The organism is Roseibium sp. HPY-6, from assembly GCF_040530035.1.
Taxonomy (GTDB): domain Bacteria; phylum Pseudomonadota; class Alphaproteobacteria; order Rhizobiales; family Stappiaceae; genus Roseibium.
Window position 1 is genome coordinate 1,224,326 of sequence record NZ_JBEWCD010000001.1, and the last position, 17,540, is coordinate 1,241,865.

A 17,540-nucleotide genomic window follows, 5' to 3' on the forward strand; every position below is an offset into this window, starting at 1 on the left:
TCTCTCAACTTGGTTCTTCATTGCCGGTCAGCCTGATTCCGCCCAAAAGCGCTTCGACCGACCGGATCGCAATTCCGGAAAGAGGTGTTTTTGAAAAAAGGTCACCAACGAGCGTGCCTTCAAGCCAAAGGCCGTCGATCATGCCATTGATGGCTATTGCAAGTTCCCGGCATTCAGCTGGATCCGGATCACGCCCGGCTTCGGCAAAAACATCAGCGACAAGTGTTTCCAGTGCCGTCCTGAAGGCAAGGTATCCCTCCCGGTGGATCTCCGCGAAAACGGGGTCGACCCGCACCTGACTGACGAACGCCGCCCACAGCGACAGGGTTCGGCCATCGACAACAGGGGGCGTCAGGTTGGCGATAATAAATGTACGCAGCCGAGAACGGGCATTGCTCTGGTTTTCTTCATCCGGCGTCGCGGCATCGCGCGTCATGCCGGCTATGACTTCCTTGTAGGCAGCCCGCAGCATCTGATCCTTGCTTGAAAAATAGTGGCGTATCAGGCCCTGCGTCACGCCCGCGCGCGCCGCAATCTCGCGCACCGTTGCGCCTTGGAGACCACGCTCGAAAATGCAATCGAGTGTAGCTGCGATGAGATCATGGCGGCGCTCGGCTTCTCCAGCCCGATGAAACGATCTGCGGCTCATCGAGAGTCGCCCTTTCCTGCGCAATCGGCATTCCTGGAAGCCAAATACGTGCGGGACGTTGGCCACCCTGCCTCTATCGACCTGTTTTCGGGACTAGATTCGTCCGAACCACCCTGTTGCAAGTCCGCAAAGATGCACGTTGGGCTATCCTTATTATACGCTTGAATAATTACGGAGCAAGTGCAAAACTCACGCGAGTCGGCTGACCTTGCCCCGGCGAAGCCAGCCAGACGGCACTGGCGCGCTTGCCAATGGCAGCGCCGAAACCTCACTGGGCAAACATGACCGTTGTGACCACCAATTTGCTTCCCGACCTCGTCGCACTCAGGCATCACCTGCATTCGATCCCCGAAATCGGACTGTCGGAATTCAAGACCTCGGATGTCATTGCGAACGAATTGACATCGCTTGGCTACGAGGTCACCCGCGGCCTGGCAAAGACCGGTATCGTGGCCAGCCTGACCAACGGCAACGGCACAAAAAGCATCGGCATCAGGGCCGATTTCGACGCATTGCCCATTTCGGAGCAAACGGGCGCGGACTACGCCAGCACGCATCCCGGCGTTATGCATGCCTGCGGGCACGACGGCCACACCACGATCCTTCTGGGGGCGGCCCGCATGCTGGCCGAACGGCGCAACTTCGAGGGCACTGTTCATCTGATCTTCCAACCGGCTGAAGAGAATTTCGGCGGCGCAAAACTCATGATGGAAGACGGGCTCTTTACCCGGTTCCCCTGTGATGCCGTCTTCGGACTGCACAACGAACCTTCCCTGCCCTTCGGCAATTTTGCTTTCAGGGAGGGGCAGATGATGGCGGCTGCGGATGAGTGCAAGATAACCGTTGTCGGCCGGGGCGGACATGGCGCTGAACCGCACCTGGCCGCGGACCCGATCGTCTGCGGCGCAAGCATTATCATGGCACTCCAGACCATCATTTCCCGCAACACACACCCATCGCAGCCGGCGGTCATCACCGTTGGTACGTTCAATGGCGGCGATGCCAGCAACGTTATTCCCGAGCGCGCCGAGATGTGCCTGACCGTGCGTGCGCTTGATCCGGATGCCCGCGACGATCTTGAGGAACGCGTCAGAACGGTCGCCAAGGGCCAGGCCGCAAGTTATGGCATGCATGTGGAAGTAGACTACGAACGCTTCTATCCGCCTTTGGTCAATCCGAAAGCCGAGACGGCCTATGTCCGTGCCTTTGCGCAACGGTTTGCCGGCGCCGACAAGGTCCACGACATGCTGCACCCGATCATGGGGAGCGAGGACTTTTCCTATTTTCTGGAAGAAAGGCCTGGTTGCTACTTCCTGATGGGAACAGCCAGAGGCGAAAATGACCCGCCGCTGCATCATCCGAAGTATGATTTCAACGATGACGCATTGCCAGTCGGCGCAGCTTTCTGGACAGAGCTTGTCGAGGATTTTCTCACACATCCTTAAGCGAGCTTGGGTGTTTCTTTCAGCTCCCGGCCACGCGGCGTGCGCTCCAGCTCCAATAGGCGAAAGCCATCGCGTACACAAAATTTTCGATCGCCTGATACAGTGCAGATACAAAAATAATCCCATCAGTAAATACTATGAATTGGCATCTAAATATAAATATTATTGAAAAAGTGATAAATATCACTAGTTAATATCGGTTCATGTTGTTGATTTGTGACGGTTATCACATAAATATTTCGAAATTATTACTTATGTGATTTCAATCACGCTTCATTTTAACGATAATAAATCTTTAGTGACGCGCGTCACTACAATTGATACAAAAATGCCCCAAGGTCACCTTGTCGCAAGGGAATGGTGCCAGGACGCATCGTCAAGCGACGGGGGCTTAAAATACACTCACCGGATGTGATCATTCGGCACCTCCCCCTGATGAAACCAGACCAGCCGGCAAGACGGCTTTGTGAATGACTTGGCGGCGTTCATGCCGCAGCAGTTTTACGTGTGATTTGAGAATGATGCGGGCTTTACCGCACCGCATCACAGACATCGACCGGCAGACCGTAAAGATCCGCCGGAAGGGAGACGTGCGGCCTTTTTGTTAAAGGTTCGCCGCCAAATGAGGGATCTTGAACATGAATCAGACAACGCAACCTGGTGCAGACACTTTGCCGGACTTCACGGTTCTGGGAGAAAGTCTCGCGCTTATGGCCCAGTGCGACCTGTACAGATCGCGCAGCATAGACGAGTTCGGCGAACTGGTTCTGCCTCCAATGCGCCTTGGCCAATTCCGCATCTGGCGCCGTCAAGGCGTCGCTGTCGCCCTGGCGACATGGGCCTATCTCGATGCAGACACGGAAAAGATGGTTCTGGAAACCGACACGCCCTTGTCGCCCGACAGCTGGGCATCGGGAAGCAGGCCCGTGGTCATGGATGTGGTCGCCCCATTCGGAGATGGGTTCGCCGCATCGAGGGACCTGGTGCGCACAGTCTTTCCCGGCATCGCCTTTAAAGCCGTGCGCCGCACGGCTGACGGCCTCCCCCGCCGGATCGTCCAATTCGCCGGCATGAACGCCGACGGAGAGAAAGTCAGCCGCTGGTCTCGCACCTGCTGACCAAGTTTTCGAAAAATTTCAATTTAGACAATGACTTAAGCAGAGGAAATTTGAAAAATGGGTAGTTCAAAAAAGTCGATTCACCAGACCTACAAGCTCTACGGGATCAGCGTCTACAAAAACGCGGGTAGCGGCAACGACAAGCTCTATGGCTATGCCGCCAAAAACCACCTTCTCGGCGGCTCCGGCAATGACACGGTCTATGGCTACGGCGGCTGGAACAAACTCGACGGTGGCTCGGGCAACGACCTTATCAAGGCATGGGGCGCCTCCAACTATCTCTATGGCGGCTCAGGACACGACCGGATGTACGGATATGGAGCCTACAATTCCATGTCCGGCGGCTCGGGCAACGATTCCATGTACGGCTACGGCGCGAAGAACAAGATGTGGGGCGGCAGCGGCCACGACTACATGAAGGGCACCGGCGCTTACAACTATATGAGCGGCGGTGACCACAACGACCGCATTTACGGCCATGGTGCCCGCAACGAAATGTACGGCGGCAACCACGACGACAAGCTTTACGGCTACGGCGCATCCAACAAGATGGACGGCGGTGCGCACAACGACAAGCTCTACGGCTACGGCGCGCATAACGACATGTATGGCGGCAGCGGCAACGACTACCTGGAAGGCTGGGGCGCGGTCAACAACATGCGGGGCGGCAGCGGCAACGACGTCATCAAGGGGCGCGGCGCGCTCAACAACATCTACGGCGAAAGCGGCAACGACACGATCGAGGCCATCGGCGGCGTGAATAACGTCCATGGCGGCACCGGCGACGACAACATCAAGGGTATCGGCGGCACTAACGTCCTCAGGGGCAATGAAGGCAACGACACGATCACCGCGGTTGGCGGCGTCAACACGGTCTTCGGCGATGCGGGCGATGACACGATGATCAGCGCCGGCGGCGTCAATGTCATGTTCGGCGGGACCGGCAACGACAAGATGATTGCCAGCGCGCTTCTGGCGACCAGTCAGAGCGGCGAAGCGGGCGACGATACGATGGTCGCTGTCAGCAACGCGAACCTTCAGTGGGGCGGCGACGGCAACGACACCATGGTCGGCATCGGCAACCTCAACATCCAGTCCGGCGGTAACGGCGACGACCTTTTGCTGGCGGCTGGTCAGACCAACGTCCAGCTCGGCCAGGATGGCAAGGACAAGATGTTCGCTGTCGGCAGCCTGAATGTTCAGGTCGGCGGTGACGATGAGGATCTGGCCGTCGCTGTCGGCAGCACCAACGTGCAGTATGGCGGCAACGATGCCGACATCCTCGTTGCCGGTGGCGGCGCAAACATCCAGATCGGCGGAACCGGCAACGACTGGCTGATCGGCGCCGGCAAGGGCAACGTCCAGTTCGGTGCCGAGCTCTGGTCAACCATCCCCGACGGCGTCGATCTTGCCGGGTTCGATCTCGACGCGGCCAAGGACAAGCTTGCCGACTACGCCAATTCGACAGGCACCGACGGCACCAATGTCATGCTGGCGGGTGGCGAGCTCAACATCCAGCTCGGCGGCGCAGAGACAGACATTGCCATCGGCGCCGGCAAAGGCAACATCCAGGCCGGCGGCGGCGGCACCGACGTCCTTCTCGGCGGCGGCAAGGGCAACCTGCAGTCCGGCGGCGACGGCACCGATCTTATGATCGGCCTAGGCCGGGTCAACGTCCAGGAAGGCGGCGGCGACACCGATGTCATGATCGCGCTGGAACGCGGCAAGGATGCCGGTGTCCAGCTGCAGTTCGGCGGCGATGCGACCGACTTCATGATCACCCGTGGGGGTGACGGCGAAGCCGACCCGTTCAAGGCCTTCATAGATCACTTCAAGGAGAAGGCTGCTGAAAAGGCGGACGAAAACAAGGACGAGCAAAGCAACGACACGGACGCGACCTCGACTGCGACCGAAAACGCTGAGACCGATGACGCCAAAAAGCAGAGCCTCACGGAGAAAATGAAGGAAAACGCACCTTCTCTGAACCTGCAGTTCGGCGGTGACGGCGGCGACCTCTTCAACACCGGCGGCGATCTCGGCTTCCAGATGGGAGAGGAAGGCAACGACATCTTCCTCGGCGGCGGATCCTTCAACTTCTCCTTCGGCGGCACCGGCGACGACCTGATGATGATGACCGGCGAAAAGACCAATTTCGTCTTCGGTCAGGACGGCAGTGACTGGTTGATCGACACCGGTGCCTTCTCCGACCTGTTCTGGTCGGCGGTCTTTCCGCAGCTGCCGGACTTCGGATCAGGCGACAGTTCCGATGCGTCCTCCCTGCTGCCCTTCGATCTGTCGATTGGCGACACGCTGTCAGGCATCAATGACAAGGTGGACAGCGTCAAGGCGTTCCTCGATGACGTCAACCCACTGGACGACATCGCCGAAGCCGTTGGCGAGGTCGTCGACGATGCCAAGGAAGCCGTCGAAGGCATTCACGACACGATCGCCTCGCTCTTCGACTATTCCAGCACGCAGTATTTCGGCGGGGACGGCAATGACTTCATCACCGGTGGCGAAGCGGGCGGCGACGCGGTCGGCGGCCTGGGCGACGACACCTACCTCTTCACCTTCGGCTCGACCGGCGAGATGGATGTCGACGAGGCCGGCCTCGACGCGGCACGCGAACTTGGCGATTTCGTTGGAATTGCCAGCGACAAGCTGGACGCCATCTCCGGCGGCGGCGGCGGCACGGATGTCCTGGAACTGCGCAATGCGGGTGAAATGGATGCCAGCGATCTCCGGTTCTTCGTCGAAGGCGGCAAGGACCTGGTGATTGAGGGTGATGGTGGCAGCGTCCGTATCAAGAACATGCACGAGGAAGCCACCAAGGTGGAAACCCTGCGCATCGTCGGCGAGAACGGCACGCAGGACATCGACATCGGTGCTGCCTTTGACGACGGGCTCTTCGTCTTCACCTGGGCCGACCGTTCAGGCCAGACCGGCATCGAGGCTCTCGACAATTTTGAAGAGACCTTCGATGATGCGAACGCGGGTCTTATCGACTTCGATGGTTATTTCGGTGCTCTGAGCGCTCAAAGCGCAACGGAGTTGGCATTCGCAAACGCTTTTGACGGCTGGATGGACACGATTGTCGATGCCGGCTCCAGCCTGCCGCTCGTGGGCGGCACCATCGGTGCGGTGGGTGAACTGGCCGAAAGCGTCTTCGCCTTCCAGACACCTGAAGTCCCGGACGAGTTCAGCTTCCTCTGATCAGGCGAAAAATCGAGCGAAAACAACAAGCCACGCTGTCTATGCAGCGTGGCTTTTCTTTGTTCAGAGCAAGCTGTCGGCCATCTTCTGTTCGGCAGCCGTGTTCGCACGCCGGAAGATCAGCGTAACCAGCGTCGACGTGATTACGATGAAGAGAGAATAGAGCGCACCGACCGCCATGATCGGTTGTTGTTGTTCAGCTGGAAAAGTGATCACAATAATTGCAATCGCGAGCGGCGCATTCTGGATCCCCGTTTCAAGTGCCACGGTCCGCGCGTTTCTCGGATGCAGCTTGAGCGCGCGCGCAAACAAGTAGCCGATCGCTATCCCGAAAACGCCGAGCATGATCGCAACGAAATAGGTCGACGGTGCCGTCGACAAAAGGAACTGCCAGTTCCGCGGGATCCACGAGAGCGCGATAAATGCAATGAACACGAGAGCCAGTATGGAGCCGAAGAATTCCGTCACGGCGCCTGCATTGGCGTTGAACCGCCGGAGCGTCATGCCCACCCCCACAGGGATGAGAAGTATAAGCAACGTGGCAATGATGTTTTCGCGTGGGATCGTGAGATCGAGCGCCGATGCGTAAAGAAGCAGCACAAGCGGGATCAGAACCACACCGAACACGGTGGATGACACAGTCATCAGAACGGAAAGCGCCAAATTGCCTTTTGAAAAATACGTGAAGATATTCGAGGTGGTTCCGCCCGGCATGCAGGAGACGATCAGAAGCCCGAGCGCGATTGGGGCTGGAAGCGCAAAGGCCAGCGTCATCAGAAAGCCGATCAGCGGCATGAAACCGAATTGTGACACGATACCGATGCCGAGCCCGTAGGGCCTGCGCAGCGCGAGGTAGAAATCGCGGGGTGTCAGGGACGCCCCCATTCCAAGCATGATAACGAAGATCATTCCTGCCAGCAGGGCTTGCTCAAGAGGTCCAACCATGGGTCACGCCGCCGCTGTGCTTGCGCGCTGGTTCTCCTCGCGCAGGTCTTTTCGGAGAATTTTGCCGACATTTGACTTCGGCAGCTGGTCTCTGACTTCAACGCGCTTTGGAATTTTGTATGCGGTCAGATGCTGCTTGCAGTAGCTCCGGATATCACTCTCGCTCAAACTGGTATCCGTCAGCACCACAAACGCTTTCACCTTTTCGCCGGTCGTCTCGTCCGGAACACCAATGACGGCCGCCTCGAAAATACCGGGATGGGAGGTCAGCACCTCTTCGACCTCGTTCGGGTAGACGTTAAATCCCGAGACCACGACCATATCCTTCTTCCGGTCGACGATCGTGAAATAGCCGTCTTCGTCCATGACGCCGATATCTCCTGTCAGGAACCATCCGTTCCGCAGTACTTTTTCCGTTTCATCCGGCCTGTTCCAGTACCCGGACATGATCTGCGGACCACTGGCAGCGATTTCGCCCGGCTCGCCGAGGGGAAGCGGTGCACCATTGTCATCCACGCACTGCATCAGCGTCGACGGGACAGGAATGCCGATCGACCCGTCACGAGACTTCCCGACCGGATTGAAACTGAGCACCGGCGAGGTCTCCGTCAATCCGTAGCCCTGCACAACAGGTTTTCCGGTCACCTCTTCCCAGCGTCTGGCAACATCCGCCTGAAGCGCCATGCCGCCCGCAGAAGCAAGTTTCAGATATTTCGGCGGGCTGTCGCGGAACCAGAGCTCGTTGCTGAGCCCGTTGAAAAGCGTGTTCACCCCGCTCATCCAGGTGATCCTGTAATTCTCGAACGCGCGCTTCAGATTGGTGAGCGGCCTGGGATTGGGGATCAGGATGTTGCGCCCGCCAATCCAGTAAAACGCGAGCAGGTTCAAGGTGAAGGCGAAGATGTGATACATGGGCAGCGCCGTCAGCGCGACCTCCTTGCCCCGTTCGAAAACAGGGATCATCTCCAGCGTCTGCTCCATGTTGAGGATCAGGTTCCGGTGGCTGAGCATCGCCCCCTTGGCGATGCCGGTCGTGCCGCCGGTGTATTGCAGGCAGGCGATGTCTTCGGGCGTGACTTGCTGGTGATAGGCATCGACTTCAACGCGTTTTTGGCTGAGCTGCGACCGTCCCGCGTCGAGCGCGTCAGGAAAGCGGATGTGCGAAACACCGATCGGCTGGACCGACCGGTCCCAGTATTTCTGCACCAGGCCAATGATCCCGCGCGGCAGCGCGGGAAAGAATTCCGCCACCCGCGTCACGATGACATTGGGGATCGGATGGCCGCGCGTTGCCGCCGGGATCTTGTCGGCGAACATGTCGACGATCACCAGCGCCTTGGGCTCAGAATCCTGGAACTGGCGCGCCATTTCCTCCGCCGTATAGAGCGGATTGACGTTCACCAGCACGCAACCAGCCTTGAGGATGCCGAAGGCTGCAACCGGAAAGGTCAGCCCGTTGGGCAGTTGAACCGCAACACGGTCCCCCTTCACCAGCCCCGCGACTTCGCGCAGGTAAACTGCAAAGGCGTCGGACATTTCATCCACTTGCTCGAAGGTCAACGTCCCGTTCATGCCGTTATGCATCACAGTGGTGAAGGCCGGCGCCTTGCCATAGGTGCCGGAAGCGGACCGGATCAGATCGGGTATCGTACGGTAAGAGGGCGTTTCGATATCCGGTCGCATCTCCGGCCCGTAGAACGCTGTCCATGGCCGGTCGGTTCTTGTCATTCTTTCCTCCTGGCCACCACGGTCGCGTCGCAGCGCAATGGACTTGAAACCGCTTTCGCACAAATCGCGCTGGTAACATCAACTGTCAGGTTGATCCGAAGACTGTACCTAGGTCAATCGCAATCGTAGGCCAAGAGGCGGCCCAAAATCCTCAACACGCAAGGTCGTCAAAATCCGTCCGGGCCCTCCGGTTTCGTTCTTTACACATTTGTAAAGTTCACCGCAGGCGGTCGTAAACTGCGTGGTCCATCTTTGGTTCATCGAAGGGCGCGGTGCCTTTCAGCAACATAGAGATGGAGACAAATCATGGACAACAAACTGATCTTCGGAAGTGCAGTAGCCGGTGTTCTAATGGTTATGGGCGCCAGCGGCGCTATTGCGGCAAAAGCAACCGCCGAAGCTCCGGCACTGGACGAAACGCGCGCAATTGAGATCGCGTTGGCCGAGGTCCCCGGCACGGTCCAGGAAACCGAGCTTGAACGTGAAGATGGCAAACAGGTCTACGAGATTGAAATCCTGACCGCCGATGGACTAGAGATGGAGGTTGAGATCGACGCTGAAACCGGCGCCGTGCTGGAGGTCGAAGCGGACGGCGATGATGATGATGACGACGCCAAATCAGCCGGGTGAGGATTACGGCAAATGATTTACAAAGGGCTGCCGGTAACGGCAGCCTTTTTCCTCAACCGAAACCAGTCTATGGGGTGACATGCGCATACTGCTTCTTGAAGATGATCGCGAGCTGGGACCCTGGGTCGCTGGAGGCCTGCGTGAGGAGGGTCACGTCGTTGATCATTTCACGAACGGCAAGGAAGCGCTGCTGGCGTCCATGGGACAGGAGTATGACCTTCTGATCCTCGACCGCATGGTACCGGGTCTTGACGGGCTCGCCGTCCTCAAGTCCCTCCGTGCCTCCAAAGACACCACGCCTGCGCTGTTTCTGACCGCGCTTGGTGAAGTCGATTCCCGGGTCGAAGGATTTGAGGCAGGGGGTGACGATTACCTCACCAAACCATTCGCATTCGTGGAACTGTCTGCACGCGTGAATGCGCTCGGCCGCAGGCGTGAGGGATCGACGGAAGGCGCTGCTGAACCAACCATCCTGCGGTTCGGAGACCTCAGCCTCGACCTGCTTGCGCGGCAATGTGAACGCCAGGGTCAGGCGATCGAGCTGATGGCCAAGGAATTCAAACTGCTGGAGTTTTTCATGCGCCGTCCCGGGCGCCTAATAACGCGCACCATGCTACTGGAGCAGGTTTGGGACATGAGCTTTGATCCGACCACCAGCGTGGTTGAAACCCACATCAGCCGCCTGCGCGCCAAGATCGACAAGCCCTTCGGTGACGATCTGATCCGTACCAGACGAGGTGAAGGTTATGTCTTTGGCCGGTAAGCTTGCGGCGCGAGTCCGCTGGCTCATCCGGTCCTTGACCTTGCGACTGACGCTGCTGTTATCCTTTCTCTTTGCAATCGGCATGGCCGTTGCAATCATCGTGGCACTGATCCTGGGCCGCGAAGCCGTGTTGAGCCGCGTTGACACATCGCTTTCGGGACTGGCCGCCGCAGTCGCGGCGGACAACGTCCCAAGAGACACCTTTTCCGTCATCATCCGGCCGGTGTCCGAGCTCGATGGCCTGCCCAAGGCTTTTGCCCGCGCGGCAGAACGTGGCGGAGGCACCGTCGGCCTGAAAAATGATTTCAGGCGCTCGGAAGAATGGCGTGTGCTGATTTCCGAAGACAGCCGGGGAACGCCTGTTCTAATCGCCGTCCCGCTTGATGACAGCCTGGACGCACTGGATCTGCTTGGTAACATTTTGTGGACCACAGCCGGTTTGGTTCTGGCTGTTGCACTCATCATCGGGCTCGGTGCTGGCTGGTTGGCGCAACGACGCCTTAGCCGGATAAGCGGCACGCTTGACCGTTTGGCGGATGGTGACCTTAAGGCACGCACCGGCAACAAAAGGTCTGCGGATGATCTGGATGATCTCGCACGCCAGCTCGACAGGACCGCAGACGAACTGGAACGGTTGGTGAGCCAGACCCGGTATCTCAGTGCAAGTCTCGCACACGATCTGCGCACCCCGCTTGCTCGTCTCAGAGCCCGGTTGGAAATGATGCCCGAAGGGGAGGAACGTGGTGCCGCCCTGGAAGAAGCCGGGCGGCTGTCAGACATTTTCGACACCATCATGCGGATCGCCAGGATTGAAGCCGGGGTTGGAAGTGAAGGCTTCGAAAAAGTTACCCTCGCTGACCTCGTGACTGATGTTGCAGGTATCTACGAGGCCGTTATCGAAGACAGCGGCAAGCGTCTTGAGCTGTCGGTGAAAACGCCGGAAACAATCCTTGCGGATCGGCAGATGCTGGTGCAGGCGATGGCAAACCTCATTCAAAATGCGCTGGTTCACGGGGGCGACGTGATCACGCTTTTTGCGCAGGGGCGCGAGATCGGAGTCGCCGACAATGGAGACGGCGTGGACCCGACCCAGTTCATGGAGATCGTCAAGCCGATGGTTCGTCTGGACACCGCACGCGAACGCGACGGAACCGGGCTCGGACTGGCCCTGGTGCGCGCGGTCGCGGACAGGCACGGTGCTCACCTGATCCTGTCTGAAAACGCTCCGACAGGTCTGCGCGTCGCTTTGAAGTTTACAGAATTGTAAAGTCGGGGTCAGGCGGGCGAAAACTTCGGGCTCCATATCAGATTCATCAAAGCGATAACGAACATGGAGACCACATCGATGAAAGACATTCTTGCAAAAGTCACGGCGATCGGAGCAGCTGCCCTTGCCCTTTTTGTCGGCTTTGCCCTCGCCGGGTTTGGCCTCATGGTGATGGCCGGTTTGGCCATGCTTGCTCTCGTGGCAACCGGGATTGCTCTTCTGGCCACGCCCTTTATGCCAAAGGCCGAAAATGAGCATGACAATGCGGAATTTGAGACAGTCCGGGAAAATCCGTCGGCAGCCTGATCCCAACTCCGAAGACTGAGCTGGAAAAAGTAAGAATTCCCAATGGATTGCGCCGCTTGTTTCACAACAAAGGCACGCAACCTTGGGACGTCTTGCTTTGTCGAATGAGGATAACAAGGCCAGTCAGAAAAGTGCCTGAACCAGTTGAAACTTCGGTTTTTTCCACCCTCAGGCAATTAATTCAGGCGGCCGAGGTTCAATCGCCGAAAACCCGGGGCGGTTCAAGACTAGCTGTCGCTCCTTAAATACCGCAGGCTGTTCTCGAACTGCGTCAGAAACTCCATAGTCAGCAAAGAAGGCGGTTGGTTTAGGGGGCGCACGAGTGACAGCTTGTGGGGAATGACCGGTACGAATGGCCGGTAGCTCAATCCCCGGTTCTGATAGGTTCGGGCGTCCAGCTCACTGACGATCGAAACGCCCGTCCCAAGACTGACCAGCTCACAGGCGGTGGTGAACTGTCTCGTCTCGATAAAAGAATCCAGTTTCACATGGGCGCGTTCAAAAGCTTCCTCTATCGCACGGTAATAGATGCTGCCGACGGTGTCATGGATGAGTTTTTCGCTTTCAAGATCTGCCGGCGTGATCTCGTCGAGAGCTTCAAGCCGATGCCCTTTGGGAAAGATACAAGCAGACTTGATGGCGACCTTGCGTTCTTCAATTGCCGGGTGCCCGTTGAAGCCATCGGTAATGCCGCAATCATACTGTTCGTCGATAATCCATTCCAGGATGCGTTCGGGACGATCCGGTTCAATCGTCACCGTGACATCCGGCCGCCCCTCCAGAAAACTGGCGACGACTTCAGGCAAGTGGCTGACTGCAAAACCCGGAAGGCAGGCAATCCGTAAATGGCCGGCCCTTCCCAGCGGGATGTTCCTGGCAGCCTGGCCGATATTGTCCATCGATTCCAGAATACGCCTGATCTCCGGCATCAGGTGACGTACCTCGGACGTCAGCACAAGCTGTCCATCCTTTCTGTGGTAAAGCGGAAATCCCAGGTGTTTTGCAAGGTCGGCCAGCAGCCTGCTGGTTGCCGGCTGCGAGATGTGAAGGAGTTCTGCTGCGCGGGAGATACTGCCTGTTTTTGCGACTGCACTCAGCGCCTCAAGTTGTCTGAGCTGCAATTGCCCCTTCATCCGATTTTCCTGCCCCTTAATTCGCTCGAATTCAAGATATAATATTATGTTATATTCACGTCAAAAATATTTCGTTTGAATTATGTTTTTGTTTGCGCCAACGTAAGGCTCTGACGGTCGGGGGACCCGTAAAAAGGTGTCAGTTGCGGATGTGTTGCCCCGTTCAGAGCGAGTGATCGATGTCATTTGGTTTGGAACGACGCATAAGGCGAACCGGGCAATTGCCGTTAATTTACGGCCATCGGGGCGCACGTGGCGAGATGCCGGAAAACAGCATGGACGGGTTCCGCCTGCTTGACGAAATCGGTGTCACGGCTGTCGAGTTCGATGTGCAAAATGCCCGCAATCACCGCCCGGTCATATGGCACGATGCGACCCTGCAGGTTGGCAAGGTTCGCAATCGCTCCGGCCGCTGGCTTGAGAGCGAAGGCCCGACGGTATGCGAAACCAGTGTCGTGGACTTGAAAGCCTACGACATCGGCTCCTTGCAGCCCGGAAGCAGAGCACGATCCGCCTTTCCCGAACAGACCGCGCTTTCAAATATTGAAATACCCACACTGGAAGAACTCTTTGAATGGGCGAAAGACAGCCCTCGAATGGTTCTCAACCTTGAAGTCAAGTCGTTTGCCAACCGGACCGATCTCGGGGACAGCCCGGAGGATCTGCTCGGATCCATTTTACCATTGGTAGAACAGTTCCATCTGGCGGAGCGCATAGTCGTCTCTTCTTTTGACTGGCGCGTTCTGCACGCTTTCCGCCAGGCAGCGCCGAAGATCCGGCTGGGTTATCTGACATATCAAAATTTGGAAGATCCCGAGGATGATGCGAACATTTACGACAACTCGCCCTGGATGGATGGGCTTGAGTGGTCAAACAGCAAGCGATTGCCTGAACTGGTCAAGGAAGCGGGTGGCACGGTGTGGTCGCCTTACTTCTCCGAATTGACGCAGGACGATCTGGATCTCGCGCATACACTTGGTCTGGTGGTCAACGTCTGGACCGTCAATTCGATTGAGGACATGAAACGTATGAAAGATATGGGTGTTGATGGTGTCATTACGGACTACCCCACCCGTGCAAAGGCTCTTTGGGACGACATGCTGGCCGCGGAGGAACAGGGCAACCTGTCAGAAAACGACCGGTCGAATTCCCAAGGGAAAGGCTCGGCGAACCAACAGATATCAGCCGAGTGAATATCGACCGAAATTGGACCTGGACAATTTGGTTAAACAAGGAGTTGTCATGATTTCCCTGTCAATGCTCAAGACTACGACCGCCGCTGCGGTTCTTTCGCTGGCTGCCACGCAGATTGCAAGCGCCGAAACCCTCCGTCTCCTGACCTGGGGCGGATACGCTCCCGAAGAAGTCATCGAATTGTTCGAAAAGGAAACCGGCCACACGGTTGAGGTGACCAAATCGAACAACGAGGAAATGATCGCCAAACTGCGCGCGACCGGTGGCGGTGGCTTCGACCTTGCTCAACCGAGCCAGGATCGCATCTCCGGCCCGCAGGCTGAATTCGGCATCTACAAGCCGATCGACCTGTCCAAGATCGATGAGAGCCTGTTCATCACCTCCATGCTGGAAGCCACGAAAGGCAACACCACCGTTGGCGGCGAAGTCTACGGCGTACCGCACGTCTGGGGCACCTCCGGTCTTGTTCTCGACACCGAAGCGGCCGCTTCGGTCAAGGATTATACCGATCTTTGCAACGACGACGTAAAGGGTAAGGTCTCCTATCGCCTGAAGCGCCCGACGCTGATCGGCTTTGCCTATTCCATGGGGTTGGACCCGTTCGCCGCTTATGGCGACGAAGCCGCTTACAAGGAGATCATGGACAAGGTCGAGGCCAAGCTCATTGAGTGCAAGGGCAACGTCAAGGCCTACTGGGGCGGCGGCGACGAACTGATGAACCTGATCAGGTCCGGTGAAGTTGTCGCTTCCATGGCCTGGGACACCGGCGGCTGGAAGCTGAACGGCGAAATGCCGAACGTGACCTTTGTCGCGCCTGCGTCTGGTTCGCTCGGCTGGATCGACACATTCGTCCTGCCGGCAAAGGGCAAGGCCGATGACGCCGCCTACGCCTGGATCAACTTCGTGATGCGTCCTGATATTGCAGCCAAGATCACCAATGTGGCCGGCAACTTCACGGCGTCCAAGGGCGGCGATGCCGGCGTTTCTGAAGAGCTCAAGGCGAAGTACCAGAAGAGCTACCCTGCCGCCGATGTCGACAACATCAAGTGGTACCCGCCGGTTCCTGCCGGTCTTGAAGTGATCGAAGGTGGCGTCCTTGACCGCGTGAAAGCGGCAAACTGATAGCAACACCCCTGAACCTCCCGCCGCCCGGCGGGAGGTTTTCTCCCGGAAGGAATTGGAATGGCGACCCCGGATCTCAGCTGCATTGATCTGACAAGACGCTTCGGCGACGCGGTGGCGGTGGACAACGTCAGCTTTGAAGTCCCAGCGGGCTCGTTCTTCTCGATCCTGGGACCATCCGGCTGCGGCAAGACAACGATCATGCGCATGATCGCAGGCTTTCTTGAGCCGACCTCCGGAGACATTCTGATCAAGGGCCGGTCGGTTCTGGATGTGCCGCCGAACAAACGTCCGGTGAACATGGTGTTCCAGCACCTCGCCCTGTTTCCGATGATGAACATTGCCGACAACATCGGCTATGGCCTCCGCCGCAAGGGGCTCGGAAAGCCGGACATCGAAAAGAAAGTCGAGGAAGCCCTGGAGCGGATCGGGCTCCCTGGTATCGGCAAGCGTCAGATCAACGAACTCTCCGGCGGGCAGAAGCAGCGTGTCGCCATTGCCCGATGCATGGTGCTGGAGCCGGATGTGCTGCTGCTCGATGAACCGCTCGGCGCCCTTGATCTGAAATTGCGCGAGCAGATGAAGATTGAGCTCAAGAGCCTTCAGCACGCTTTCGACACCACCTTCGTCTACATTACCCACGACCAGAGCGAAGCGCTTGTCATGTCGGATTCCATCGCGGTGATGAACGCAGGCCGGTTTGAACAGGTGGCTGGTCCCGAACAGCTATATCACCGCCCGGAAACGGCGTTCGTTGCCGGTTTTGTGGGCGATGCCAACATCTTCAAGGGCAAGGTTGTCCGCTCCAGCGGCCATGACGTTGAGCTCCGCACCGAACAGGGCACCCACATCAAAGGTGTATCGCTGCTCCGTGATATTCCCGAAGGCCGGTCGGCGGAAGCCTATGTGCGCCCGGAGGCCATCCATCTTTCCAGGACAGCAGATGAAGTCAACGAACTCGACAATGCCCTTTCCGGCAAGGTGGAGCAGACGCTTTTCAACGGCGCGGCAAGCCGACTTCTGGTTAAGACGGAAGAAAGCAATGAGACAATCGAGGTTGGGCTGCCGCAATCCGGTCGTTTTGACGGGATCCGGCCCGGCCAGAGCGTAAATTTTGGTTGGTCCGACAAACAAAGCAACGTCTTCGAAACCGGGGGAACGGCATGACGTCCGGACGGTCCTTCGGCTTCTATCTTCTGCTTACGCCGGTATTCCTGTGGCTGCTCCTGCTCGTCATCATTCCGCATATAGACCTGGCTCTGGTCGCCCTTCGCGAGCGGGTGGGCGTCGGTCAATACGCCTTCAGCTTCGCCAATTTCCTGACCTTCCTGAATGAACCGCTTTATCTGGTGACCTTTGCCCGCACGGCAGTCATGTCGATCCTGGCAACCCTCATCACGCTGATCATCGGCTTTCCGGTCGCCTATTTCATTGCCAAGATGGCGCGCGGAAAACTGCAGCCAATCCTGTTTGTTCTGTGTCTCGTACCGTTCTGGGTCTCTGAACTGGTGCGCACTTTCGGCTGGATGATCCTCTTGCGCGAAACCGGCATCATTTCCTCGCTCCTGCAATGGCTCGGTCTGGTCAGCGGGCCCGTCGAGCTTCTTTATAATGATGCCGCCATCATGATCGGCCTCGTCTATACCTCCATGCTGTTTATGGTGGTCCCGCTCGTCACGACCCTCAGCACTCTGGACGACAGCCTGATTGAAGCGGGCTACGATCTCGGCGGCTCCAGCGCTTCGGTCTTCCGTGAAATCATCGTTCCGCATGCCATGCCCGGGATCGTCTCCGGCTGCATCGTCGTTTTCATGCTCTCGCTCGGCAATTACCTGACCCCGATCATGCTCGGCGGAAAAGACAGCCTGTGGTTCACCGAGCTGATCTATTCCCAGTTCATCGTGCGCTTCAACTGGGAACTGGGCGCCGCCTTCGGCTTCATGCTGCTGTTCCTGTCGACGGCCATTGTCTGGGCGGCCCTGAAGCTCACCGGCCAATCACTTGAAAAGACGATGGGATAGGGGCTG

Annotated in this window: 15 protein-coding genes; 11 read left to right on the forward strand and 4 right to left on the reverse strand. The window is 57.8% G+C overall.

Translation table 11 applies throughout. From position 1 onward, the window contains the following. Positions 1-4: 4 nt before the first annotated feature. Positions 5-649, reverse strand: a complete 645-nt coding sequence (locus ABVF61_RS05840; protein ID WP_353992581.1) for a TetR family transcriptional regulator C-terminal domain-containing protein — start codon at positions 647-649, stop codon at positions 5-7. 251 nt (positions 650-900) lie between these two features. On the opposite strand from ABVF61_RS05840, the gene ABVF61_RS05845 reads away from it, so the two are divergent. The 3 genes from ABVF61_RS05845 (at position 901) to ABVF61_RS05855 (ending at position 6,425) form a co-directional block, all read left to right on the forward strand. Then, positions 901-2,094: a M20 aminoacylase family protein gene (locus ABVF61_RS05845; RefSeq protein WP_353992582.1), complete on the forward strand. Its 1,194-nt coding sequence runs from the start codon at positions 901-903 to the stop codon at positions 2,092-2,094. Positions 2,095-2,732: 638 nt separating this feature from the next. Next, positions 2,733-3,212 carry a toxin-activating lysine-acyltransferase gene (locus ABVF61_RS05850; protein ID WP_353992583.1) on the forward strand — a complete coding sequence of 160 codons (480 nt, stop codon included), beginning with the start codon at positions 2,733-2,735 and terminating at the stop codon, positions 3,210-3,212. Between the two features lie 57 nt (positions 3,213-3,269). After that, positions 3,270-6,425, forward strand: a complete 3,156-nt coding sequence (locus ABVF61_RS05855; protein ID WP_353992584.1) for a calcium-binding protein — start codon at positions 3,270-3,272, stop codon at positions 6,423-6,425. A 63-nt stretch (positions 6,426-6,488) separates the two neighbouring features. Here the strand turns inward: ABVF61_RS05855 and ABVF61_RS05860 are convergent, their stop codons facing one another. Both ABVF61_RS05860 and ABVF61_RS05865 read right to left on the reverse strand, forming a co-directional pair. Then, positions 6,489-7,370 (reverse strand): bile acid:sodium symporter, encoded by an 882-nt coding sequence (locus tag ABVF61_RS05860; protein WP_353992585.1) that lies wholly within the window; start codon positions 7,368-7,370, stop codon positions 6,489-6,491. Between the two features lie 3 nt (positions 7,371-7,373). Beyond that, positions 7,374-9,098: an AMP-binding protein gene (locus ABVF61_RS05865; RefSeq protein WP_353992586.1), complete on the reverse strand. Its 1,725-nt coding sequence runs from the start codon at positions 9,096-9,098 to the stop codon at positions 7,374-7,376. A gap of 306 nt (positions 9,099-9,404) precedes the next feature. Here ABVF61_RS05865 and ABVF61_RS05870 point away from each other — a divergent pair, with 306 nt between their 5' ends. The 4 genes from ABVF61_RS05870 (at position 9,405) to ABVF61_RS05885 (ending at position 12,064) form a co-directional block, all read left to right on the forward strand. Next, a complete protein-coding gene (locus tag ABVF61_RS05870; protein WP_353992587.1) occupies positions 9,405-9,728 on the forward strand; it encodes a PepSY domain-containing protein in 324 nt (107 codons plus the stop codon). A 79-nt stretch (positions 9,729-9,807) separates the two neighbouring features. Continuing rightward, the gene (locus tag ABVF61_RS05875; RefSeq protein ID WP_353992588.1) at positions 9,808-10,491 is read left to right on the forward strand and encodes a winged helix-turn-helix domain-containing protein; all 684 of its coding nucleotides are present in this window, start codon (positions 9,808-9,810) and stop codon (positions 10,489-10,491) included. Continuing rightward, positions 10,475-11,758, forward strand: a complete 1,284-nt coding sequence (locus tag ABVF61_RS05880) for a sensor histidine kinase (RefSeq protein WP_353992589.1) — start codon at positions 10,475-10,477, stop codon at positions 11,756-11,758. Before ABVF61_RS05875 ends, ABVF61_RS05880 begins: the two co-directional genes overlap by 17 nt. 78 nt (positions 11,759-11,836) lie before the next feature. After that, the gene (locus ABVF61_RS05885; RefSeq protein ID WP_353992590.1) at positions 11,837-12,064 is read left to right on the forward strand and encodes a hypothetical protein; all 228 of its coding nucleotides are present in this window, start codon (positions 11,837-11,839) and stop codon (positions 12,062-12,064) included. 227 nt (positions 12,065-12,291) lie between these two features. On the opposite strand, the gene ABVF61_RS05890 is transcribed toward ABVF61_RS05885, so the two are convergent. Then, positions 12,292-13,197, reverse strand: coding sequence for a LysR substrate-binding domain-containing protein (locus tag ABVF61_RS05890; RefSeq protein WP_353992591.1), 906 nt, complete (start codon positions 13,195-13,197; stop codon positions 12,292-12,294). Positions 13,198-13,376: 179 nt separating this feature from the next. Between ABVF61_RS05890 and ABVF61_RS05895 the strand changes: the two genes are divergently transcribed. Genes ABVF61_RS05895 through ABVF61_RS05910 form a run of 4 tightly spaced genes read left to right on the forward strand, consistent with a single transcriptional unit; the run spans position 13,377 to position 17,534 of the window. Continuing rightward, the gene (locus ABVF61_RS05895) at positions 13,377-14,390 is read left to right on the forward strand and encodes a glycerophosphodiester phosphodiesterase family protein (protein ID WP_353992592.1); all 1,014 of its coding nucleotides are present in this window, start codon (positions 13,377-13,379) and stop codon (positions 14,388-14,390) included. 49 nt (positions 14,391-14,439) lie between these two features. Next, positions 14,440-15,513: an extracellular solute-binding protein gene (locus ABVF61_RS05900; protein ID WP_353992593.1), complete on the forward strand. Its 1,074-nt coding sequence runs from the start codon at positions 14,440-14,442 to the stop codon at positions 15,511-15,513. Between the two features lie 60 nt (positions 15,514-15,573). Beyond that, positions 15,574-16,680: an ABC transporter ATP-binding protein gene (locus tag ABVF61_RS05905; protein WP_353992594.1), complete on the forward strand. Its 1,107-nt coding sequence runs from the start codon at positions 15,574-15,576 to the stop codon at positions 16,678-16,680. Next, positions 16,677-17,534, forward strand: coding sequence for an ABC transporter permease (locus ABVF61_RS05910; RefSeq protein ID WP_353992595.1), 858 nt, complete (start codon positions 16,677-16,679; stop codon positions 17,532-17,534). Before ABVF61_RS05905 ends, ABVF61_RS05910 begins: the two co-directional genes overlap by 4 nt. The last annotated feature ends 6 nt before the right edge of the window (positions 17,535-17,540 follow it).

What these genes read in the sequence shown, in the direction of transcription:
- ABVF61_RS05840 (WP_353992581.1), bottom strand. Translation starts at nt 649, where the DNA reads ATGAGCCGCAGATCGTTTCATCGGGCTGGAGAAGCCGAGCGCCGCCAT.
- ABVF61_RS05845 (WP_353992582.1), top strand. Translation starts at nt 901, where the DNA reads ATGGCAGCGCCGAAACCTCACTGGGCAAACATGACCGTTGTGACCACC.
- ABVF61_RS05850 (WP_353992583.1), top strand. Translation starts at nt 2,733, where the DNA reads ATGAATCAGACAACGCAACCTGGTGCAGACACTTTGCCGGACTTCACG.
- ABVF61_RS05855 (WP_353992584.1), top strand. Translation starts at nt 3,270, where the DNA reads ATGGGTAGTTCAAAAAAGTCGATTCACCAGACCTACAAGCTCTACGGG.
- ABVF61_RS05860 (WP_353992585.1), bottom strand. Translation starts at nt 7,370, where the DNA reads ATGGTTGGACCTCTTGAGCAAGCCCTGCTGGCAGGAATGATCTTCGTT.
- ABVF61_RS05865 (WP_353992586.1), bottom strand. Translation starts at nt 9,098, where the DNA reads ATGACAAGAACCGACCGGCCATGGACAGCGTTCTACGGGCCGGAGATG.
- ABVF61_RS05870 (WP_353992587.1), top strand. Translation starts at nt 9,405, where the DNA reads ATGGACAACAAACTGATCTTCGGAAGTGCAGTAGCCGGTGTTCTAATG.
- ABVF61_RS05875 (WP_353992588.1), top strand. Translation starts at nt 9,808, where the DNA reads ATGCGCATACTGCTTCTTGAAGATGATCGCGAGCTGGGACCCTGGGTC.
- ABVF61_RS05880 (WP_353992589.1), top strand. Translation starts at nt 10,475, where the DNA reads ATGTCTTTGGCCGGTAAGCTTGCGGCGCGAGTCCGCTGGCTCATCCGG.
- ABVF61_RS05885 (WP_353992590.1), top strand. Translation starts at nt 11,837, where the DNA reads ATGAAAGACATTCTTGCAAAAGTCACGGCGATCGGAGCAGCTGCCCTT.
- ABVF61_RS05890 (WP_353992591.1), bottom strand. Translation starts at nt 13,197, where the DNA reads ATGAAGGGGCAATTGCAGCTCAGACAACTTGAGGCGCTGAGTGCAGTC.
- ABVF61_RS05895 (WP_353992592.1), top strand. Translation starts at nt 13,377, where the DNA reads ATGTCATTTGGTTTGGAACGACGCATAAGGCGAACCGGGCAATTGCCG.
- ABVF61_RS05900 (WP_353992593.1), top strand. Translation starts at nt 14,440, where the DNA reads ATGATTTCCCTGTCAATGCTCAAGACTACGACCGCCGCTGCGGTTCTT.
- ABVF61_RS05905 (WP_353992594.1), top strand. Translation starts at nt 15,574, where the DNA reads ATGGCGACCCCGGATCTCAGCTGCATTGATCTGACAAGACGCTTCGGC.
- ABVF61_RS05910 (WP_353992595.1), top strand. Translation starts at nt 16,677, where the DNA reads ATGACGTCCGGACGGTCCTTCGGCTTCTATCTTCTGCTTACGCCGGTA.